Origin of the sequence: Rhizobium sp. UBA1881 (genome assembly GCF_002338015.1) — a bacterium.
Lineage (GTDB): Bacteria > Pseudomonadota > Alphaproteobacteria > Rhizobiales > Rhizobiaceae > Rhizobium.
The window spans coordinates 21,652-38,884 of record NZ_DDHH01000168.1; the positions used below are offsets into that span (position 1 = coordinate 21,652).

A 17,233-nucleotide genomic window follows, 5' to 3' on the forward strand; every position below is an offset into this window, starting at 1 on the left:
AGCTAAAGCCCAAAGTGGGATGGACTGGTTTTAGGCCTGCGCGCGCTGGAGATACTTGAGGCGCATCCCGCGAGGCTACAATCCGCTTCGTATCAGGCAATGTCAGCGCAAAGTGGGATGGTCTCGGCAAACGGGCCCCCAAATTCGCGCATATGGCGTTTTCACCTGTTTTTTACCGGAAACCCTGTCAAAGTGATCGCGCATCGAATCCGATGCGGTTCCCCGACGTTCAATTGATGAATTCGCGAGTGTCTGACATGCGGCCGGTATTCGAAAATCCGATGCGAGGTATCGCGTGCAAAGTCGCCTCCGTCGTCTTCTTCCTGGCGATGCAGACCTTCATTAAGCTTGCTGGCGCCGGCATCCAGCCCGGCCAGGTCACCTTCTACAGGTCGTTCTTCGCCCTGTTCCCAATCATGGCGTTCCTTGCCTATCGCGGACAGTTGAAGGCGTCGTTCTACACGGCCAATCCCATCGGCCATCTCAAGCGCGGTACGCTCGGCATCATCTCGATGGGCCTGGGTTTTTATGGGTTGCTCCATCTGCCGTTGCCTGAGGCGATCGCGCTTGGTTATGCCATGCCGCTGATCGCGGTTGTCTTCGCGGCCCTGCTTCTCGGCGAGACGGTGCGTATTTATCGCTGGAGCGCGGTCTTCGTCGGCCTGATCGGCGTGGCGATCGTGTCCTGGCCGAAGCTCACGCTGTTTCGCGATGGCGGTGTCGAGACCGAACAGGCGATCGGCGCGGTCACGGTGTTGCTGGCGTCCGTCTTGGGCGGCCTGGCGATGATCCAGGTGAGAAAGCTGGTCGAGGAAGAAAAGACCTCGACGATCGTGCTTTACTTCTCGATCACAGCCTCGGTCTTTTCACTGTTCACCGTGCCCTTCGGCTGGGATCTGCTCGATCTCGCGCCGCAGCTCTACTTGATCGCTGCCGGCTTCTGCGGCGGCGTCGCACAGATTTTCCTGACGGAAAGCTACCGTCACGCGGATGTCTCGACGATCGCGCCGTTCGAGTACACGTCCATCGTGCTCGGCAGCGTGCTCGCCTACTTCGTGTTCGATGATATCCCGACCACGAGCATGCTGATCGGAACCGCCGTCATCGTTGCCGCGGGCATTTTCATTATCTACCGCGAGCATCAGCTGGAACTCGAGCGGGCGGCTGCGCGAAAAGCCAGCTCTCCATAGTTCCCGCTCACGAAATCGTGCGGCTAAGTGTCGCAAAATTCATGCATTTTTGCTGTTCCGCAACCCATCCTACAAAATTTGAGGGTGGCGTGTGACAGTCGCCTATGATTTGTAAAAATGAACAACTTTCATTTATTTATACATCCTGATGTTGAAAATAAGTGGCGGCTTTAGTTTGCTTGACTTGCGGTTACACGAGGTCGAGTGCCGTCCGGGAGACCAATGCCGTTTAGTGCCACAGACTTGATAGCCGACCCCAAGTTCATCTTGGGTATTCGATTTCACGCAAGCCGCATGCGCAACATGTTCGATGCCGGCCCAAGGCTTGCGCGCTTGCTCGCATCGCACCAGCGGTGGCTGCTCACGCAGGTCGCCTATGCACTCAGCATGGAACGCATCGATGGTGATCCAACGTCGGGGCTGACGGCGACGGCACTGACGACGGAGATCACGGCTTTCAAGGCTGCGAGCCGCAACACCATCCGCAGCTTTATCGATGAGCTCGCGACCTACAGGTTCATCACCTGTGTGCCCGGCGAGGAACGCAAGCGGCCGCGCCGCTACGACGTGGCCGACATCGCGCAGCAGGCGATGTTCAGCTGGGTCTGGTCCAACTTGCTGGCACTCGACGTCCTCGACGATGGCGACAGGGCGGAGCGGTTCCAGGCAAACCCTCAGTGGATACGGCTGATGCAGCCGCGGATCGCGCGCGATTGCCTGCGCGATGCAGCCTGGCGCGAGCCGCCGGAGCGGGTGGGCGTGTTCATGTGGAACGATGCCGGCGGGCTGATTGTCGATTATCTGATGTCGAGGATCGATCCCGATGAGCCGCATCCCGATCGCTTCTTCGTCGGTCCGCTCGACAGCAGGGCGCTGGCCGCCGACTTCATGATATCGCGCACGCATATGCAGCGCCTCTTCGCCAGAGCGGCGCAGGATGGCTGCATGGGGTGGGACGTCGATATGAAGAAGCCGTCGCTATGGATATCGCGCGCGTTCGTCGAGGAATATTGCCAGTGGCAGGCGATCAAGTTCGCCTATGTCGATCAGGCGTTTCACGCGGCAAGCGAGATGTCGGTGGAGAGGTAGGTGCCGTGACGGCTCTGGCGTGCGCCGATGGCGACGCGTCAGGATTCGCGATCGTAGGCTTCCGCCGCGCATACGGCCGCGCGGATGTGCTCGATGGCGTCGATCTTGCAAAGAAGTGAGATGAGACGGGTCGTCATGAGAATAAGCCGATAAGCGGCAGGGACGGCGAATGGCCGTGCCCTGCGATCAATACTGCTGAAAATCCGCGAAGATGGCAGCGGGGCGCACGATGCGACCGCTCGCGCCAGTGCCACGAGCGATCATCTGCTCGTTGGTGGCGAAGCCGGTGCGGCAGTAGCTCTGCGTGGTGCGGCCGTTGCTGTTTGCGCTTCTCAAGGTTTCAAATCTGCAGTGTGTAGGACGACGAGTGTTGCTCATTGCCTTGGTTCCTTAGTGATTCCTCCCAAGACACAACGCTAATATTGCAGCGCACAATAGATTTCACAAGGCATAGGAATACGCGGCAGACATGCGTTTTGCGCATGGGTCTCGTCGCAAATCTGTCAATGTTGGTTATTTAGGAGGCAGAATTGATTTCTGTCAGTTTCGCCTGAAAAGCCAATAAATCGTTCCAAGCCAAGCGCTTATTGACCGGCGCCGTCAACAGGTCCTGCGGATGCAGCGTCGCAATGGCTGGGACGACGCGGTCGCCTGCGGCAATTTCGCGCCACTGGCCGCGCAAGCCGTGAATGGTGTCGCCTTCGCCAAAAAACACCCGAGCTGCGAAGTTCCCGAGCAGGAGAATCACTTTCGGCTCGGCAAGCGCGATCTGCCGCTCGATGAAGGGGCGGCAGATATCCATCTCGGCGGGGGAGGCTACGCGGTTGCCCGGCGGGCGCCACGGAATGACCTGGGTCAACAGGATGCCGGCGCGGTCGAGCCCGATCGCGGCCAGCATCTTGTCCAGCAGCTGGCCGGGACGCCCTGCGAAAGGCTGCCCCTCGCGATCGTCCTCCGCGCCGGGCGCTGAGCCGATCAGCATGATGCCGCTCGCAGCATCTCCACTGGCGAAGATCGTCGAGCGTGCGCTGTGCTTGAGATTGCAGCCATTGAAGGCCTCGAGCGCGGTCTTCAGCTCCGCGAGCGAACGCGCGCTCTCGGCGGCGAACCGCGCCTGCTGGATCGCCTCGCCGTCAGGGATCGCCGGCTGAGGCCGTTGCGCCGAGCGCTCAGGCTGGGGCGCACCGCGTTGTGCGGAAGCCGCTGGTGCGCGGGATGTGGTCTCGCGCGCTTCCGCTTGTGGGGCAGGGGCGGCGCTGCGGCGCGCCGCTTTCATCGCCTCGAACTCGGCGAAGCGATCTACAGCCTCGTCCTCCAGCAGCCACTCGACACCGGCATCCGCATGGAAATGCAGAAGGGCTGCGAGTTCGCCTGGAGAGAGGTCGTTGACGGAGATCATGGGCGCGACATTACCGAAGCCTGGGCCTCAATGAAAGTGCGCAGCCGACACATCCCGGCCTATTGCACCGTCCATTGCGCGATATCGTCGCGTTCGCCGATCAGCGCCAGACCGTGCGCGATCGACAGCATCTCGCCGCCGGTCTCGATGCGATCGGTGTCGAAGCGCTCGGTGAAGATGCGACGCACCGCCGGAACGAAGGAAGTGCCGCCGGTGAGGAACACCTTGTCGATCGCGCCCGCTTCCGTATTGGTCTTTTCCAGCACATCGTCGAGCGCGCCTTCGATGCGCGCGAGATCGTCGGAAATCCAGCTCTCGAAATCGGCGCGAGCCACCATCCGCTTTCCGGCGCGGCCGAGCGGCGAGAAATTGAACTCGGCTTCCTCGGAGGCCGACAGCGCCATCTTCGTGGCCGAGACCGCCTGGTAGAGCGGATAGCCTTCGTCATGATCGACGAGGTCGATGAAGAGCTCCAGCTTCTCGGGTTCGAGCGCCGTGCGGACCAGCTTCTTCAGGTCCTCGTATTCGCGCGAGGTCTTGAAGATCGACAGCTGGTTCCAGCGGCTGAAGCTGGAGTAGTAGTTGGTCGGCACTTCAAGGATCTTGTCGAAGCTCTTGAAATGACTCCCCTTGCCAATTTCAGGCGCGACGACGTTTTCGATGATGCGCGCATCGAAGTGATCGCCGGCGATGCCGACACCGGAATGGCCGATCGGCGTCGCCTTCAGCTGGCCGGCGACGGTCTCGAAGCGGATCAGCGAATAGTCGGTCGTGCCGCCGCCGAAGTCGGCGACCAGCACCGTCGCGTCGCTTTTCAGGTTCTGCGCGAAGTAGAAGGCGGCTGCCACGGGTTCGTAGACATAGTGCACCTCCGGGAAGCCGAAGCGCGACAGCGCCTCGTTGTAGCGCTGCGTCGCCAGCACCGGATCGGGGCTCGCGCCGGCGAAATGCACCGGCCGGCCGGTGACGATGCGTGCCACGTCCGACGGCCAGTTGTTGCCCGCATAGTTGCTGAGGCGGCGGATGAAGACCTCCATCAGGTCTTCGAAGCTGTGGCGCTTGGCGTAGATCAGCGTGCCCTGGAAAAGGGCGCTGGCGGCGAATGTCTTGATCGACTGCAGGAAGCGACAGTCACCGGGATTGTCGATGAACTGGCGGATCGCCGCATGACCTGCCTCGACCTTCAGGGCCGAAGCGCCGAGCTTGCCGTCCTTCATGAAGGACAGCGCCGTGCGCATGCTGTCGCTTTCGCCCGCCGAGCTGGTGAAGCCCAAGGAATGCGTGGTCTTGCCGTCCGCGGTGGCAAGTACGGTGTTGGTCGTGCCAAAGTCCAAACCTAGCGCTTGAGCCATGCTCGCACCTCTCAATGTCGATCGTTGCTGGAGACTGGAGCAATTGCTCCGCCGGGGCGCCAAGGGACGCCCGAATTCAAGAGGGCGCGTGATGCCACAGCGGTCTGTCTTATTCAAGACGCGCAAACGCAAAATGAAACGGGCGCCGATGGGCGCCCGTCTCGATCATTCCGCTGCGATGGCCCGTGTGGGCTCCTCGTGTTGTTCTTCTGTCTTCTTCCGCCCAAGGCTGAGCAACCAGTCACTGAGCCGTCCCATCTCGACGAAGATGACCGGCGTGATGAACAGCGTCAGCGCCTGGCTGACGATGAGGCCGCCGACGACGGCGATGCCGAGCGGCTGGCGAAGCTCCGAGCTTGCGCCCGAGCCGAGCGCGATCGGGAGCGCGCCGAGCAGCGCGCAGAAGGTCGTCATCATGATCGGCCGGAAACGCCGTACGCAGGCTTCGTGGATGGCCTCGGACGAGGTCATGCCGGTGCCGGATCGCAGGTTCTCCAGCGCCACGTCGATCATCATGATCGCGTTCTTCTTGACGATGCCGATCAGCATCAGGAGGCCGATCAGCGCGATGATCGACAGGTCGAAGTTCATCACCCTCAGTGCCAGAAGAGCGCCGAGGGCGGCCGCCGGCAGGCCGGAGAGGATCGTCAGCGGGTGGATGAAGCTCTCGTAGAGGACGCCGAGAACGACATAGATCGTCAGCACCGCCGCCAAGATCAAAAGAGGCGTATTGCCCTGCGATTGCTCGAAGATCTGCGCCGTGCCGCCATAGGACGTGAAGACGTCCGAGGGCATGTCGATGTCCTTCTTGATCTGGTCGATCGCAGCTGTTGCATCGCCGAGCGCTTCGCCGGCAGGCAGGTTGAACGACACGGTGGTCGAGACGAGCTGGCCGGTCTGGTTGATCGTTACCGGACCAGTGGTGCGCTCCACTGTCGCGAAGTTCGACAGCGGAACGAGCGCGCCGCTCGACGACGCCACGCGGATGTCTTGCAGCTTCTGGTCATCCCAGGGCGCGTTGGTGTCATACTCGACCAGCACGTCGTAGCTGTCGCCGGTCGACTGGATCTGCGCCGCCGCATAGCCGCCGAAGGATTCTTGCAGCGTCGTGCGCAGCTGGTCGTCGGTGATGCCGAAGGCGGCGGCCTTTTCCGTATCGACCTTGATCTCGGCCTGCAGCGCGTTGTTCTGCGCGTCCGATGTCACGTCGGTAAAGCGCGGATCGCCGTGCATGGCCTGCTGGATCTTGTTGGCCCAGAGGTTTGTCTGGTCCGCGCTCAGCGCCTGCACCACCAGCTGATACTGGCTGGCCGTCTGCCGTCCACCGAAGCGAAGGCTCTGCTGCGGCGTGATGAAGGCCTGCAAGCCGGGTATCTTGCTGATGCTGGCGCGCAGTTCGCGCAGCGTCTGATCGAGCGGCGGCCGGTCCTTTTTGTCCTTCAGTTCGACGAACATCGTGCCGTTGTTGAGCGGGCTGCGGGCATTGCCGCCAACGATCGACATGACGTGATTGACCGCCGGGTTCTGCTTGACGAGCGCTGCCGCCTGGTTCTGCAAATCCTTCATCGCCGGATAGGAGATATCCTGGCGGGCGCGGGTCGAGATGTTGAGGCGGCCGATATCTTCCGTCGGGAAGAAGCTCGTCGGCAGCGTCATGAACAGGTAGACCGTCAATCCGACCGACGCGAGAAACAGTCCAAGGATGGCCGGACGGTGTGTCAGGCACCAGGCAACGGAGCGGTCGTAGCCGCGCAGCGTCCGCTCGAAGCCGGCATCGAACCAGCGAATGAAGAAGGGCGGCTGGCTATGGCCGCTGCCGAGCCGCGAGGCGAGCATCGGCGTGACCGTCAGCGACACGATGGCGGATGCCACGATGGCGATCGCCACCACCATGCCGAACTCGTTGAAGATACGCCCGACCACGCCGCCCATCAGAAGGATCGGAATGAAGACCGCGATCAGCGAGACGGACATGGAGATGATCGTATAGCTGACTTCGCCCGATCCCTTGATGGCCGCCTCGAGAACCGGCATCCCGTCCTCGACGTGCCTCAAGATGTTTTCGAGCATGACGATGGCATCGTCGACGACAAGGCCGACGGCAAGCGTCAGCCCGAGCAGCGAGATGTTGTCGACGCTGTAGCCCAGCACATACATCATGCCGAAGGTGGTGATCAGCGAAAGCGGCACGGCAAGGCCCGGTATGATCGTCGCCGTCAGGTGGCCGGTGAAGAGATAGATGACCAGAACGACGAGGCCGATCGTCAGGAACAGCGTGAATTTCACGTCCGAGATCGCATCGCGGATCGGCTTGGCCGAATCGTTCATCACCTGCGTCGTCACCGATCCCGGTATTTCGGCATGCAGCGCCGGCAGCTTCGCATTGATCGCATCGACCACGGCGACCGTGTTGGCATCCGGCTGACGCTGGATTGCCAGGATGATGCTCTGCTTGCCGTCGTACCAGCTGCCGGTGTTCTGGTTCTCGACGCTATCCTCAACGTCGGCGACATCGCCAAGATGGATGGGCGCGCCACCGGGGTTGGCAATGACGAGGGTGCGGAACTGCTCGGCATTTGTCCGCTGCGTATCGGCGGTGATCGTCATGCTCTGGCTGTTGTTCTGCAAGGTGCCGACGGGCACCTGGCTATTGGCAGCCTGGATCGCCTTGTTGACCGTATCGATCCCCAGGCCACGGTTCAGCAGCTTGTTCGGATCGACCTCGACGCGCACGGCATAGGTCTGCGCGCCGAAGACCGATACTTCGGCGACGCCGGGCAGGGTGGAGAGCGAGGGCGAGATGATGTTTTCCGCGACATCGTCGAGCTTGCTGCGCGGCATCGTATCGCTCTGCACCGCAAGCAGCATGACGGGCGCGTCTGCCGGGTTGGTCTTCCGATAGCTCGGCGGCGTCGTCATGTTGTCTGGCAGCTGCCGTGTGGCATGCGAGATCGCCGCCTGAACGTCGGCGGCAGCCGCATCGATGCTGCGGTTGAGATCGAACTGCAGCACGATGCTGGTATTGCCGAGCGAGTTGGTGGCGCTGATCTCGCTGATCCCGGGGATCGTCTCGAACTGCTTGATCAGCGGTGTCGCGACCGAGGTTGCCATGGTCTTCGGCGAGGCGCCGGTCAGCGACGCCGAGACGTTGATCGTCGGGAAATCGACCTGCGGCAGGGCTGCCACCGGCACGAGCTGGTAGCCGGCGATGCCGGCAAGCACGGCGCCGATGGCGAGAAGCGTGGTGGCGACGGGGCGCCGGATACAGAAATTTGGTATCATTCTTCCGTGCCCGCCACGATGGTTTCCGTTGACTTCGGCTGATCCGCCGAGGCGACGTTGATCGCCTTGCTATCGAACTCTTCCTTCACCGCCTGTTTGTCGACGAGCTGCGCCTGTCCCTCGATGACCACATGGTCGCCTTCCGAAAGGCCGGCCGAGATCGCCGTATAGCCGCCATTGGCGCGGGCGACGGTGACGGGCGCCAGCCGCACCTTTCCGTCATTGACGACGAAGGAGTAGAAGCCATCGGCGCCGGGGCTGACCGCCACCGTCGGCACGACGATTTGCTGTTCGTTGTTGTTGAAATGCACGACGATGTTGACGGATTGGCCCGGCCAAAGCGCGCCCGATGCATTCTCGAATTTCGCCTTGGCGAGGATGGTGCCGGATGCGGTGTCGACGGTGTTGTCGTAGAAGCTGATGTGCCCGGTGCGCGGCTTGCCCTTGCCCGATGGCGGCACGGTGGTCACGTCGACGGGGCCTGCGGCGAGTGCCAACTTCAGCTGCCGGAGGTCACGCTCCTGCAGGTGGAATTTCACATAGATCGGGTCGTATTTCGCAATCGTCACGATCGTCGCGCCTGCCGTCACAAAGGCGCCGGGGCTGACGGCGATGTCACCAAGGCGGCCGTCGAAGGGCGCCCGGATGTCGGTATGCTCAAGCAGTACCTGATCGGAGGCGAGCGTCGCCTTGTCCGCCTGCACAGTGGCGACGGCAGTGTCGCGCGCGGCCTTAGCCTGGTCGTAGGTCTGCTGCGTGCCGGCTTTCGACGTCAGGAGATCGGATGCGCGGGTGAGCGCCGTTTCGGCCTCCGCGACCGTTGCGGTATCGCGCACGATCATCGCATTGTCCTTGTCGACTGCGGCCTGCGCCGTGCGGTTGTCGAGCTTGGCGATGAGGTCGCCTTGCTTGACGGAGGAGCCATCGCTGGCGATGATCTCGGTCACCAGCCCCTGTTCCTGCGCGGCGATCGTCGTGTTGTCGTCGGCGTCCGCCCAACCGGATGCGGTCACATCGCGCGGCAGCACGGTCTTCACGGCGGCCACGGTTTTCACCAGCGTGGGCCCGCCGCCCTTGCGCCCCTTGCCTTTCTGGTCGCCGCCCTGCTGTGCTCCATCGCCCGCCGCCTGCTTGCCGCCGGAGGCGTCGGCCTGCGCGGTCGGTTTCGGTCCGAATTGCGAGAGATAGGGAATGCGATCCTTATAGTGCCACGCGCCGAAGCCGGCTGCGACAACAAGGCAGGTGGTGATCCAGAGTTTCTTCATGTTGATACCGGTCGGGGGCTGTTGAGTATGACTTATTCAACCACTTTTATTGCGGCACGAAAAAGACACAATCCCGACAGGGGCATCACTAAGTGGTTAGAATGGCTTAAATTTTCGTAATGTTCGCATATTCTAAACTGCGGGCGATCGCGTGAATGTGACGCAACCGCGGTCGGGCGCCAGCGGCTGACGCCCGATTGTCGTTTGCGATCAGAGGGATCGCGCCGCGCCGCCATCGCAGCGCACGAGGCTGCCGGTGATATAGCTCGCCTGCTGGCTGCACAGGAAGGCGGCGGTCGCCGCGAACTCCTCCACCTTCCCATATCGCCCGACCGGGATGGCCGCTTCCTTGACGACACGAATGTCTTCGATGCTTTTGCCGGTGCGCTTTGCGGCGGCGCCATCGAGATCGTCGAGCCGGCTCGTCAGGATGGAGCCGGGGAGCAGCAGGTTCGTGGTGATGCCGAAGCGGCCGATTTCGGTGGCCAGCGTCTTGCTCCAGCCGGCGAGCGCTGGGCGCAGCGTGTTGGAAAGCGCGAGATTGCCGATCGGCTCGATCACGCCCGAGGACGCCACCGTCAGGATGCGGCCCCATCCCTGTTCCTTCATGCCGGGGAGCAGCGTATTTGTGAGCGTGATGACCCGGAGCACCATCGAGAAGAAATAGGTCTCCAGCCGCTCGGCCGTCATGTCCTCGGTGGTGCCGGGCGTCGGGCCGCCGGTGTTATTGATCAGGATGTCCACGCCGCCGAGCTTGCTCTTGACTGCTGTTGTCACTGTCTCGACGAAGTTCTCTTCCGAAAGATCGGCCCAGATCCAGTCGGCCTTGCCCTTGCCCTCGGCATTGATCGCCTTGCAGTTCGCCTCCAGCGTTTCGCCGCTGCGTCCGCACAAAAGCACATTGGCGCCTTCGCGCGCCAGAGCGACCGCGATGCCGTGGCCAAGTCCGCGCGACGATGCCAGCACGAGCGCGCGCTTGCCCTTGATGCCCAGATCCATTTTTGAAGTCTCCTGTTGTTCGCTCCGTTTATAGGGCGCGGTAAGATCAAAAGGAAAGGCCGCGACATGGCCGAAACAGGTTCATTTATTGACGTTGACGTAAGCGTCATGTAGTTCTTTTGTGAAGAGGAATATCATTGCGCGAAATGGGGTATGGCTGTCGTTTCCCGGCTCGACAATCCAGCCATGTTTTGCCAAGAGATAGCCTACACACGGGGAATTATGGCCGCAAAGCCGGCCGAGCGGAGAATGACGGATGACCGAAGCGACTGAACTGCCTGAACGCGAAAGCATGGAATTCGACGTCGTGATCGTCGGCGGCGGCCCCGCCGGCCTTTCGGCTGCGATCCGTTTGAAGCAGGTCAATCCCGAACTCTCCGTCGTGGTGCTGGAGAAGGGCGCCGAAGTCGGCGCGCATATCCTGTCGGGTGCCGTCGTCGATCCTGTTGGTATCGACCGCCTGCTGCCCGATTGGCGCGAGGAGGCCGATCATCCCTTCAAGACCGAGGTCAAGGACGATCACTTCCTGCTGCTCGGTCCGGCCGGTTCCATCCGCCTGCCGAACTTCGCCATGCCGCCGCTGATGAGCAATCACGGCAACTACATCGTCTCGCTTGGAAATGTCTGTCGTTGGCTGGCGGGCCACGCGGAAGCCTTGGGCGTCGAGATCTATCCGGGCTTTGCCGCCACCGAAGTGCTCTACAACGACCAGGGCGCCGTCATCGGTGTCGCGACCGGCGACATGGGCGTCGAGAAGAACGGCGAGCCCGGCCCGAATTTCACTCGCGGCATGGAACTGCTCGGCAAATATACGCTGATCGGCGAAGGCGTGCGTGGCTCGCTCGCGAAACAGCTGATCGCCAAGTTCGATCTCCAGAAGGACCGCGAACCCCAAAAATTCGGCATCGGCATCAAGGAGCTCTGGCAGGTGAAGCCGGAGAACCATAAGCAAGGCCTCGTGCAGCATTCCTTCGGCTGGCCGCTCGGCATGAAGACCGGTGGCGGTTCGTTTCTGTATCACCTGGAAGATAACCTCGTCGCCGTCGGCTTCGTGGTGCACCTGAACTACAAGAACCCCTATCTCTTCCCCTTCGAGGAATTCCAGCGCTTCAAGACCCATCCGGCGATCCGCACCACCTTCGAGGGCGGCAAGCGGCTCTCCTACGGCGCCCGCGCCATCACCGAGGGCGGCTACCAGTCGGTGCCGAAGTTGACCTTCCCAGGCGGCGCCCTGATCGGCTGCTCCGCCGGCTTCGTCAACGTCCCCCGCATCAAGGGCAGCCACAACGCCGTGCTCTCGGGCATGCTGGCGGCCGACAGGATCGCCGACGCGATCGCATCAGGCCGCGCCAATGACGAGGTCATCGAGATCGAGAACGAATGGCGCGCAAGCGACATCGGCAAGGACCTGAAGAAGGTCCGCAACGTCAAGCCGCTGTGGTCGAGGTTCGGCACGGCCATCGGCGTCGCACTCGGCGGTCTCGACATGTGGACCAACCAGCTCCTCGGCTTCTCCTTCTTCGGCACGCTCGGCCACGGCAAGACCGACGCCGCATCCCTGGAACCGGCTGCCAAGCACAAGCCGATCGACTACCCCAAGCCCGACGGCGTACTCACCTTCGACCGCCTCTCCTCGGTGTTCCTGTCGAACACCAATCACGAGGAAAACGAGCCGGTGCATCTGAAGGTCAAGGACATGGCGCTGCAGAAGTCGTCGGAGCACGACATCTTCGCCGGTCCCTCGACGCGCTACTGTCCTGCCGGTGTTTACGAGTGGGTCGAGAAGGACGGGCAGGAGACCTACGTCATCAACGCCCAGAACTGCGTCCACTGCAAGACCTGCGACATCAAGGACCCCAACCAGAACATCAACTGGGTTCCGCCGCAGGGCGGCGAGGGGCCGGTCTATCCGAACATGTAAGGCATAAGCCATGAGCGCTACGCTTGAGATCAGGCAGGCGCGCTTGGGAGAACTGCCGCGCCTGACCGAGATAGAACTCGACGCCTTCGCGACATTGGCGGAGGCGTTGGGCATCTCCGACGCCGCGCATGCCTTGCCGCACGCTATCCTGCGAAAAGCGTTTGAAGCCGGCCTGCTGATCGTGGCCGCTGACAGCGACGATCACCCGGTCGGCTTCCTCGCGGCGGAAGAAATCCACGACACGCTTTATGTGATCGAGCTCGATGTCAGCAGGGACTGGCAACGAAAGGGCGTCGGCCGGCAACTGATGTCCCACGCGGTCGACATGGCAAGGACACGCCGGCTTTCCGCGCTGACGTTGACGACGGACCGCCATGTCTCGTTCAACGCACCTTTCTACCAATCCATGGGCTTTCAAACCGTAGACGGCCAGGACATGCCGCCATTTCTGCGGGCGAAGATCGATGATGAGATCAGCAACGGCATGGACCCGCAACGGCGCGTGGCCATGCTGCTAAAACTAGGGCAACTGGCTCACGGTTGAAAGCCGACGCTTAGTGCGGTCGCGATTCGAGCAAGACGTTTGTCGCGGGTAAAGAGACGCGAGCCTGCAGACAACATCACGGATGCCAGAAGATGCGCATCGACATAGCCAATACCGCTTCCCATCAAGGCGTGCCGACTAATGAGCACTAGCACTTCATCATTGTCGGCCACGCTGGCTTGAGGCAACTCGCTTAGCGCTTTTATCGTCGCGTCGTAACGCGGCATGAACCCAAGTGCGATTTCTCCGATAACAAACGGATGAACGAGTATCTGATTGCGTTTGAGCAGGAATTCGACCTGCCCGTCGTTCTTTCGCAGGTGATCGATCCAGAGTGATGTGTCGAGCAGGATCACTCCGGCAAATCCATGTCGACATTCCCACCCCAAGTGCCGTCTTCATTCCACCGACGGCGCGGGGGTGCTTTCAAATCTGGAGCGCTGCCACCGAGCATAATCAAGCGACGTGCTGCCTCTTGCTGGATCAGGCGAGTCAAAGCCTCTTTCAACAAGGCAGAACGTTCGGTGATCCCAGTCACCTCCTGCGCACGCTTGATCAAATCGTCGTCCAGCGTCACCGTCGTTCGCATTTAAGCCTCCGCATCAAATCGTGCATCTAATGATGCGCCCTCGCGCAACCGATGTCGAGACGCACGTCACAACCTCTTAACGAGTACGTTACCGCAGGCAGCCGCTTAGCAGTTCATTAACCATAATCTCCGTAACCTCGGTCTCATCAACCGAACGTTAAGGATCTGCTTCGATGTCGCTTTCCCGCCGTGGTTTCGTTCTGGGCGTCTCCGCGCTTCTCGCCGGCTGCGCTTCGAGCGGTCCCGATCATCGCGCCAACTACGCGGCCATTCCGGCCGAGAAGTTTCCGTTGCCGGCCATGCCGATCGACAAGATCGATCCGGAGCTTCGTCGCCAGCAGGTCAGCTACGCCTCGAGCTACAGCCCGGGCACCATCGTCGTCGACACGCCCGCCCGCCGCCTCTACTACATCCTCGGTGATAACCAGGCGATGCGCTATGGCGTCGGCGTCGGTCGGGAAGGGCTGGCCTTTGCAGGCGGTGCCTATGTCGGACGCAAGGCCGAATGGCCAAGCTGGACACCGACCGAAAACATGCAGCGCCGCGAAGAGCGCTACCGCAAGCTCGCCGGCGGCATGCCGGGTGGCCCGAACAACCCGCTCGGCGCCCGCGCCATCTATCTCTATCGCGGCGGTAACGACACGCATTTCCGCATTCACGGCACCAATCAGCCGCAGTCGATCGGCCTTGCCATGTCGAGCGGTTGCATTCGCATGCTCAACCACGACGTCATCGATCTCTACGAGCGCGTAGAGCCAGGCGCGCAGGTCGTCGTCATCCAGGCAACGGCCTGAACGACAATGAGAAACGGGGCCGAGCGGCCCCGTTTTCCTATTTACAGCAACGTGCCGCTGAGGATCAGCAGCGCCACCGAGAAGTAGATCACCAGCCCGGTCACGTCGACCAGCGTGGCAACGAAGGGTGCCGAGGCGCTGGCTGGATCGAGCCGCAGCTTCTGCAGCACGAAGGGCAGCATCGAGCCTGCGACCGAGCCGAACGTCACGATCCCGATCAGCGCCGCGAAGATCGTGAAGCCGACGAGAATCCAGTGCTCGCCATAGTCATAGAGCCCGATATTCTGCCACAGGATGATGCGGGCAAAGCCGACGGCGCCGAGGATCGAGCCTAGCACGATGCCGGTCGGCAGTTCGCGCAGCAGAACCCGCCACCAGTCGGACAGCTTCAGCTCGCCCAGCGCCAGCGCCCGGATGATGAGCGAGGTCGCCTGCGAACCGGAATTGCCGCCGGAGCTCATGATCAGCGGCACGAACAGCGTTAGTACGATCGCCTTTTCCAGTTCGCCTTCGAAATGCTGCATGGCGCTTGCCGTCAGCATTTCGCCGAGGAAGAGGGCGCAGAGCCAGCCCGCGCGCTTCTTCAGCATGCCGGCGAAGCTGATCGCCATGTAGGGCTTTCCAAGCGCCTCCATGCCGCCGAACTTCTGCGCGTCTTCGGTCTGGTCGGCGATCATCGTGTCGATGACGTCATCGACGGTGACGATGCCCAGCATATGGCCGTTCTCGCCAATAACAGGCAGCGCCAGCAGATTGTGCTTGCGGATCAGCCGTGCCACGTCTTCCTGCGTCATCAGTGGATCGGCCCGGACGATGCCGCCCTGTTGCGCGACGCTCAGCACCGACGCCTGCGGTTCGCCGTTGATGAGGCGGCGCAGCGTGACGACGCTCGTGAGCGCCTGTGTCTCCACATCGAGAACATAGATCGCATAGACGGTCTCGCGCGAACGCTCGACCTTGCGGACATGCTCCAGTGTCTTTTCGACCGTCCAGGTCGCCGGCACGCTGACGAATTCCGTCGTCATGATGCTGCCGGCCGTGCGCGGCGGATAGCCCATGAGGTGCTGCACGGCGAGACAGGTCGCGCGGTCGAGCTTGGAAAACAGGTGTGCCCGAGCGGCCTCGTCCATTTCCTGAAACAGGTCGGCGACGCGGTCGTTGGCGGTGGCGTTCAAAAGCCGCGCGGCCTGCTCGACCGGCATTTCGGTCAGCATCGCGGCGGCATGGTGCAGCTCGGGGCGTCCGAGTATGCGGACGGCCTTCTGCTGCGGCAGCGTGGCGAGGATGGCCGCTGCTTCTGGAATTTCGAGCGCGTTCAGACGCTCGACGCGTTCAGCCGTGGTGATGGCACCGAGGCTGTCGCTGGCAAAGAAACGGGCGGCATGGCCTGCCCGCAGAGGGAAGCGATTGATGTTCATATAGCTCGCCTTTCCGTCGATCCGCCGCAGCGTCCGACGGGCGAGCCCGATGGATATCGGTCAGCGCACGAAGGCCGCGTACGGCAAAGGCAATCGACTACTACTGTCGCTTGGCATCGTGAGATGGCTCCGTTGATATCCGCTCGGAACGGGCGTTCCGTGCGTGATGCTGTAGGTGGTCCCAAACGCTGAAAAAGTCAAGCGGGGGAGGCGGTTGCGGCGAGAAAGCCGCGCAGGCCGCGCGGCTTTCTTCGTGGGCGTGATGGATGAGTCGCTTCCTTATGCCGAAATGCTCATCATCAGGGTCGAGCCTGTCGCCATCAGAAGCCTGCGAGCACCAGTTTGCCCTTGGTCTTCCCGCTCTCAATCATCGCATGCGCCGTCTTCAGGTTTGCCGCATTGATCACGCCGAGTGTTTCGTTCAGCGTCGTGCGGATCGTGCCGCTATCGACCAGGTCCGCGATCTTGTTCAGAAGCTTGTGCTGCTCGATCATGTCGGCGGTGTTAAAGAGCGGACGCGTGAACATCAGCTCCCAGTGGATCGAAATCGCCTTGCGCTTGAAGGGCACGATGTCGAGCGTCTTGGGATCATCGATGAGCGCGAAGCGGCCCTGCGGCGCGATGGCCTCGACGATATCCTGCAGGTGGTCGCTGGTGTTCGTGGTCGAGAAGACGAAGCCCGGCGCACCGATGCCAAGCGCGGCCATCTGCGCAGCGATCGGCTTCGAATGGTCGATCACATGGTGGGCGCCGAGTTCCTTCACCCAGGCCTGCGTTTCCGGCCGCGAGGCCGTCGCGATGACGGTGAGATCGGTCAAGGCGCGGGCGATCTGGATGGCGATCGAGCCGACGCCACCGGCGCCGCCGATGATGAGAATGGCGTTCGCCGCACCCGGCACGGCGTCCTGCACCTTCAGGCGGTCGAAGAGCGCTTCATAGGCGGTGATCGACGTCAGCGGCAGGGCGGCGGCAGCCGCGAAATCGAGGCTTACGGGCTTGCGGCCGACGATGCGCTCATCGACCAGATGGAATTCAGCGTTGGAACCGGGGCGATTGATCGCGCCGGCGTAAAACACTTCGTCGCCGACCTTGAACAGCGTCACATCAGGCCCGATCGCCTTGACGATGCCGGCCGCGTCCCAACCGAGCACTTTGAACTCGCCGTCCGCGGGCGCCATGCCGATGCGGATCTTGGTGTCGACGGGATTGACCGAGACGGCCTTGATCTCGACCAGGAGATCGTGGCCGGTAGCCTCAGGCATCGGCAGGTCGACGTCGATCAGAGACGTTTCGGCGGAAATGGGCTGCGGTGTGGTGTAGGCGACGGCGCGCATGAAAGACTCCTGTGTTTGTTGCACGGATGCTAGATGCGTCTTACGTTGAGAGTGCGC

Annotated in this window: 15 protein-coding genes; 5 read left to right on the forward strand and 10 right to left on the reverse strand. The window is 62.0% G+C overall.

Annotated features, from left to right (window positions below; genetic code table 11):
• The first annotated feature begins 257 nt into the window (after window positions 1–257).
• Entirely contained in the window at window positions 258–1,190 is a 933-nt protein-coding gene (locus tag B3605_RS20545) for a DMT family transporter (RefSeq protein WP_183794687.1), read from the forward strand.
• Window positions 1,191–1,412: 222 nt separating this feature from the next.
• The gene (locus tag B3605_RS20550) at window positions 1,413–2,279 is read left to right on the forward strand and encodes a hypothetical protein (RefSeq protein WP_112943707.1); all 867 of its coding nucleotides are present in this window, start codon (window positions 1,413–1,415) and stop codon (window positions 2,277–2,279) included.
• A gap of 186 nt (window positions 2,280–2,465) precedes the next feature.
• On the opposite strand, the gene B3605_RS20555 is transcribed toward B3605_RS20550, so the two are convergent.
• The 6 genes from B3605_RS20555 to B3605_RS20580 form a co-directional block, all read right to left on the reverse strand.
• Window positions 2,466–2,615 carry a hypothetical protein gene (locus B3605_RS20555; protein ID WP_296435826.1) on the reverse strand — a complete coding sequence of 50 codons (150 nt, stop codon included), beginning with the start codon at window positions 2,613–2,615 and terminating at the stop codon, window positions 2,466–2,468.
• Between the two features lie 181 nt (window positions 2,616–2,796).
• Window positions 2,797–3,678 (reverse strand): uracil-DNA glycosylase, encoded by an 882-nt coding sequence (locus B3605_RS20560; protein ID WP_112943705.1) that lies wholly within the window; start codon window positions 3,676–3,678, stop codon window positions 2,797–2,799.
• 59 nt (window positions 3,679–3,737) lie between these two features.
• Window positions 3,738–5,030 carry an Hsp70 family protein gene (locus tag B3605_RS20565; protein WP_112943704.1) on the reverse strand — a complete coding sequence of 431 codons (1,293 nt, stop codon included), beginning with the start codon at window positions 5,028–5,030 and terminating at the stop codon, window positions 3,738–3,740.
• Window positions 5,031–5,195: 165 nt separating this feature from the next.
• Window positions 5,196–8,312 (reverse strand): efflux RND transporter permease subunit, encoded by a 3,117-nt coding sequence (locus B3605_RS20570; protein ID WP_112943703.1) that lies wholly within the window; start codon window positions 8,310–8,312, stop codon window positions 5,196–5,198.
• Window positions 8,309–9,577 carry an efflux RND transporter periplasmic adaptor subunit gene (locus tag B3605_RS20575; protein WP_112943702.1) on the reverse strand — a complete coding sequence of 423 codons (1,269 nt, stop codon included), beginning with the start codon at window positions 9,575–9,577 and terminating at the stop codon, window positions 8,309–8,311. The genes B3605_RS20570 and B3605_RS20575 overlap by 4 nt, the downstream gene beginning before the upstream one ends.
• Window positions 9,578–9,787: 210 nt before the next feature.
• Entirely contained in the window at window positions 9,788–10,576 is a 789-nt protein-coding gene (locus B3605_RS20580) for an SDR family oxidoreductase (RefSeq protein WP_112943701.1), read from the reverse strand.
• Window positions 10,577–10,832: 256 nt separating this feature from the next.
• On the opposite strand from B3605_RS20580, the gene B3605_RS20585 reads away from it, so the two are divergent.
• Both B3605_RS20585 and B3605_RS20590 read left to right on the forward strand, forming a co-directional pair.
• Complete coding sequence (locus B3605_RS20585) at window positions 10,833–12,497, forward strand: electron transfer flavoprotein-ubiquinone oxidoreductase (protein ID WP_296435830.1); 1,665 nt, start codon at window positions 10,833–10,835, stop codon at window positions 12,495–12,497.
• Between the two features lie 43 nt (window positions 12,498–12,540).
• On the forward strand, window positions 12,541–13,041 hold the full coding sequence (locus B3605_RS20590; RefSeq protein WP_112943743.1) for a GNAT family N-acetyltransferase: 501 nt from the start codon (window positions 12,541–12,543) through the stop codon (window positions 13,039–13,041).
• Here the strand turns inward: B3605_RS20590 and B3605_RS20595 are convergent.
• A complete protein-coding gene (locus B3605_RS20595) occupies window positions 13,032–13,397 on the reverse strand; it encodes a type II toxin-antitoxin system VapC family toxin (RefSeq protein ID WP_112973526.1) in 366 nt (121 codons plus the stop codon). The two genes, B3605_RS20590 and B3605_RS20595, sit on opposite strands and share 10 nt — an antisense overlap.
• Window positions 13,394–13,630, reverse strand: coding sequence for a type II toxin-antitoxin system VapB family antitoxin (locus B3605_RS20600; RefSeq protein WP_112943698.1), 237 nt, complete (start codon window positions 13,628–13,630; stop codon window positions 13,394–13,396). Before B3605_RS20600 ends, B3605_RS20595 begins: the two co-directional genes overlap by 4 nt.
• 173 nt (window positions 13,631–13,803) lie before the next feature.
• On the opposite strand from B3605_RS20600, the gene B3605_RS20605 reads away from it, so the two are divergent.
• A complete protein-coding gene (locus tag B3605_RS20605; RefSeq protein ID WP_111561050.1) occupies window positions 13,804–14,424 on the forward strand; it encodes a L,D-transpeptidase in 621 nt (206 codons plus the stop codon).
• Between the two features lie 41 nt (window positions 14,425–14,465).
• Here the strand turns inward: B3605_RS20605 and mgtE are convergent, their stop codons facing one another.
• Together mgtE and B3605_RS20615 are read right to left on the reverse strand one after the other, a co-directional pair.
• Window positions 14,466–15,842, reverse strand: coding sequence for a magnesium transporter (gene mgtE / locus B3605_RS20610; RefSeq protein ID WP_112973527.1), 1,377 nt, complete (start codon window positions 15,840–15,842; stop codon window positions 14,466–14,468).
• Between the two features lie 320 nt (window positions 15,843–16,162).
• A complete protein-coding gene (locus tag B3605_RS20615; protein ID WP_112943696.1) occupies window positions 16,163–17,176 on the reverse strand; it encodes a zinc-binding alcohol dehydrogenase family protein in 1,014 nt (337 codons plus the stop codon).
• Window positions 17,177–17,233: the final 57 nt, after the last annotated feature.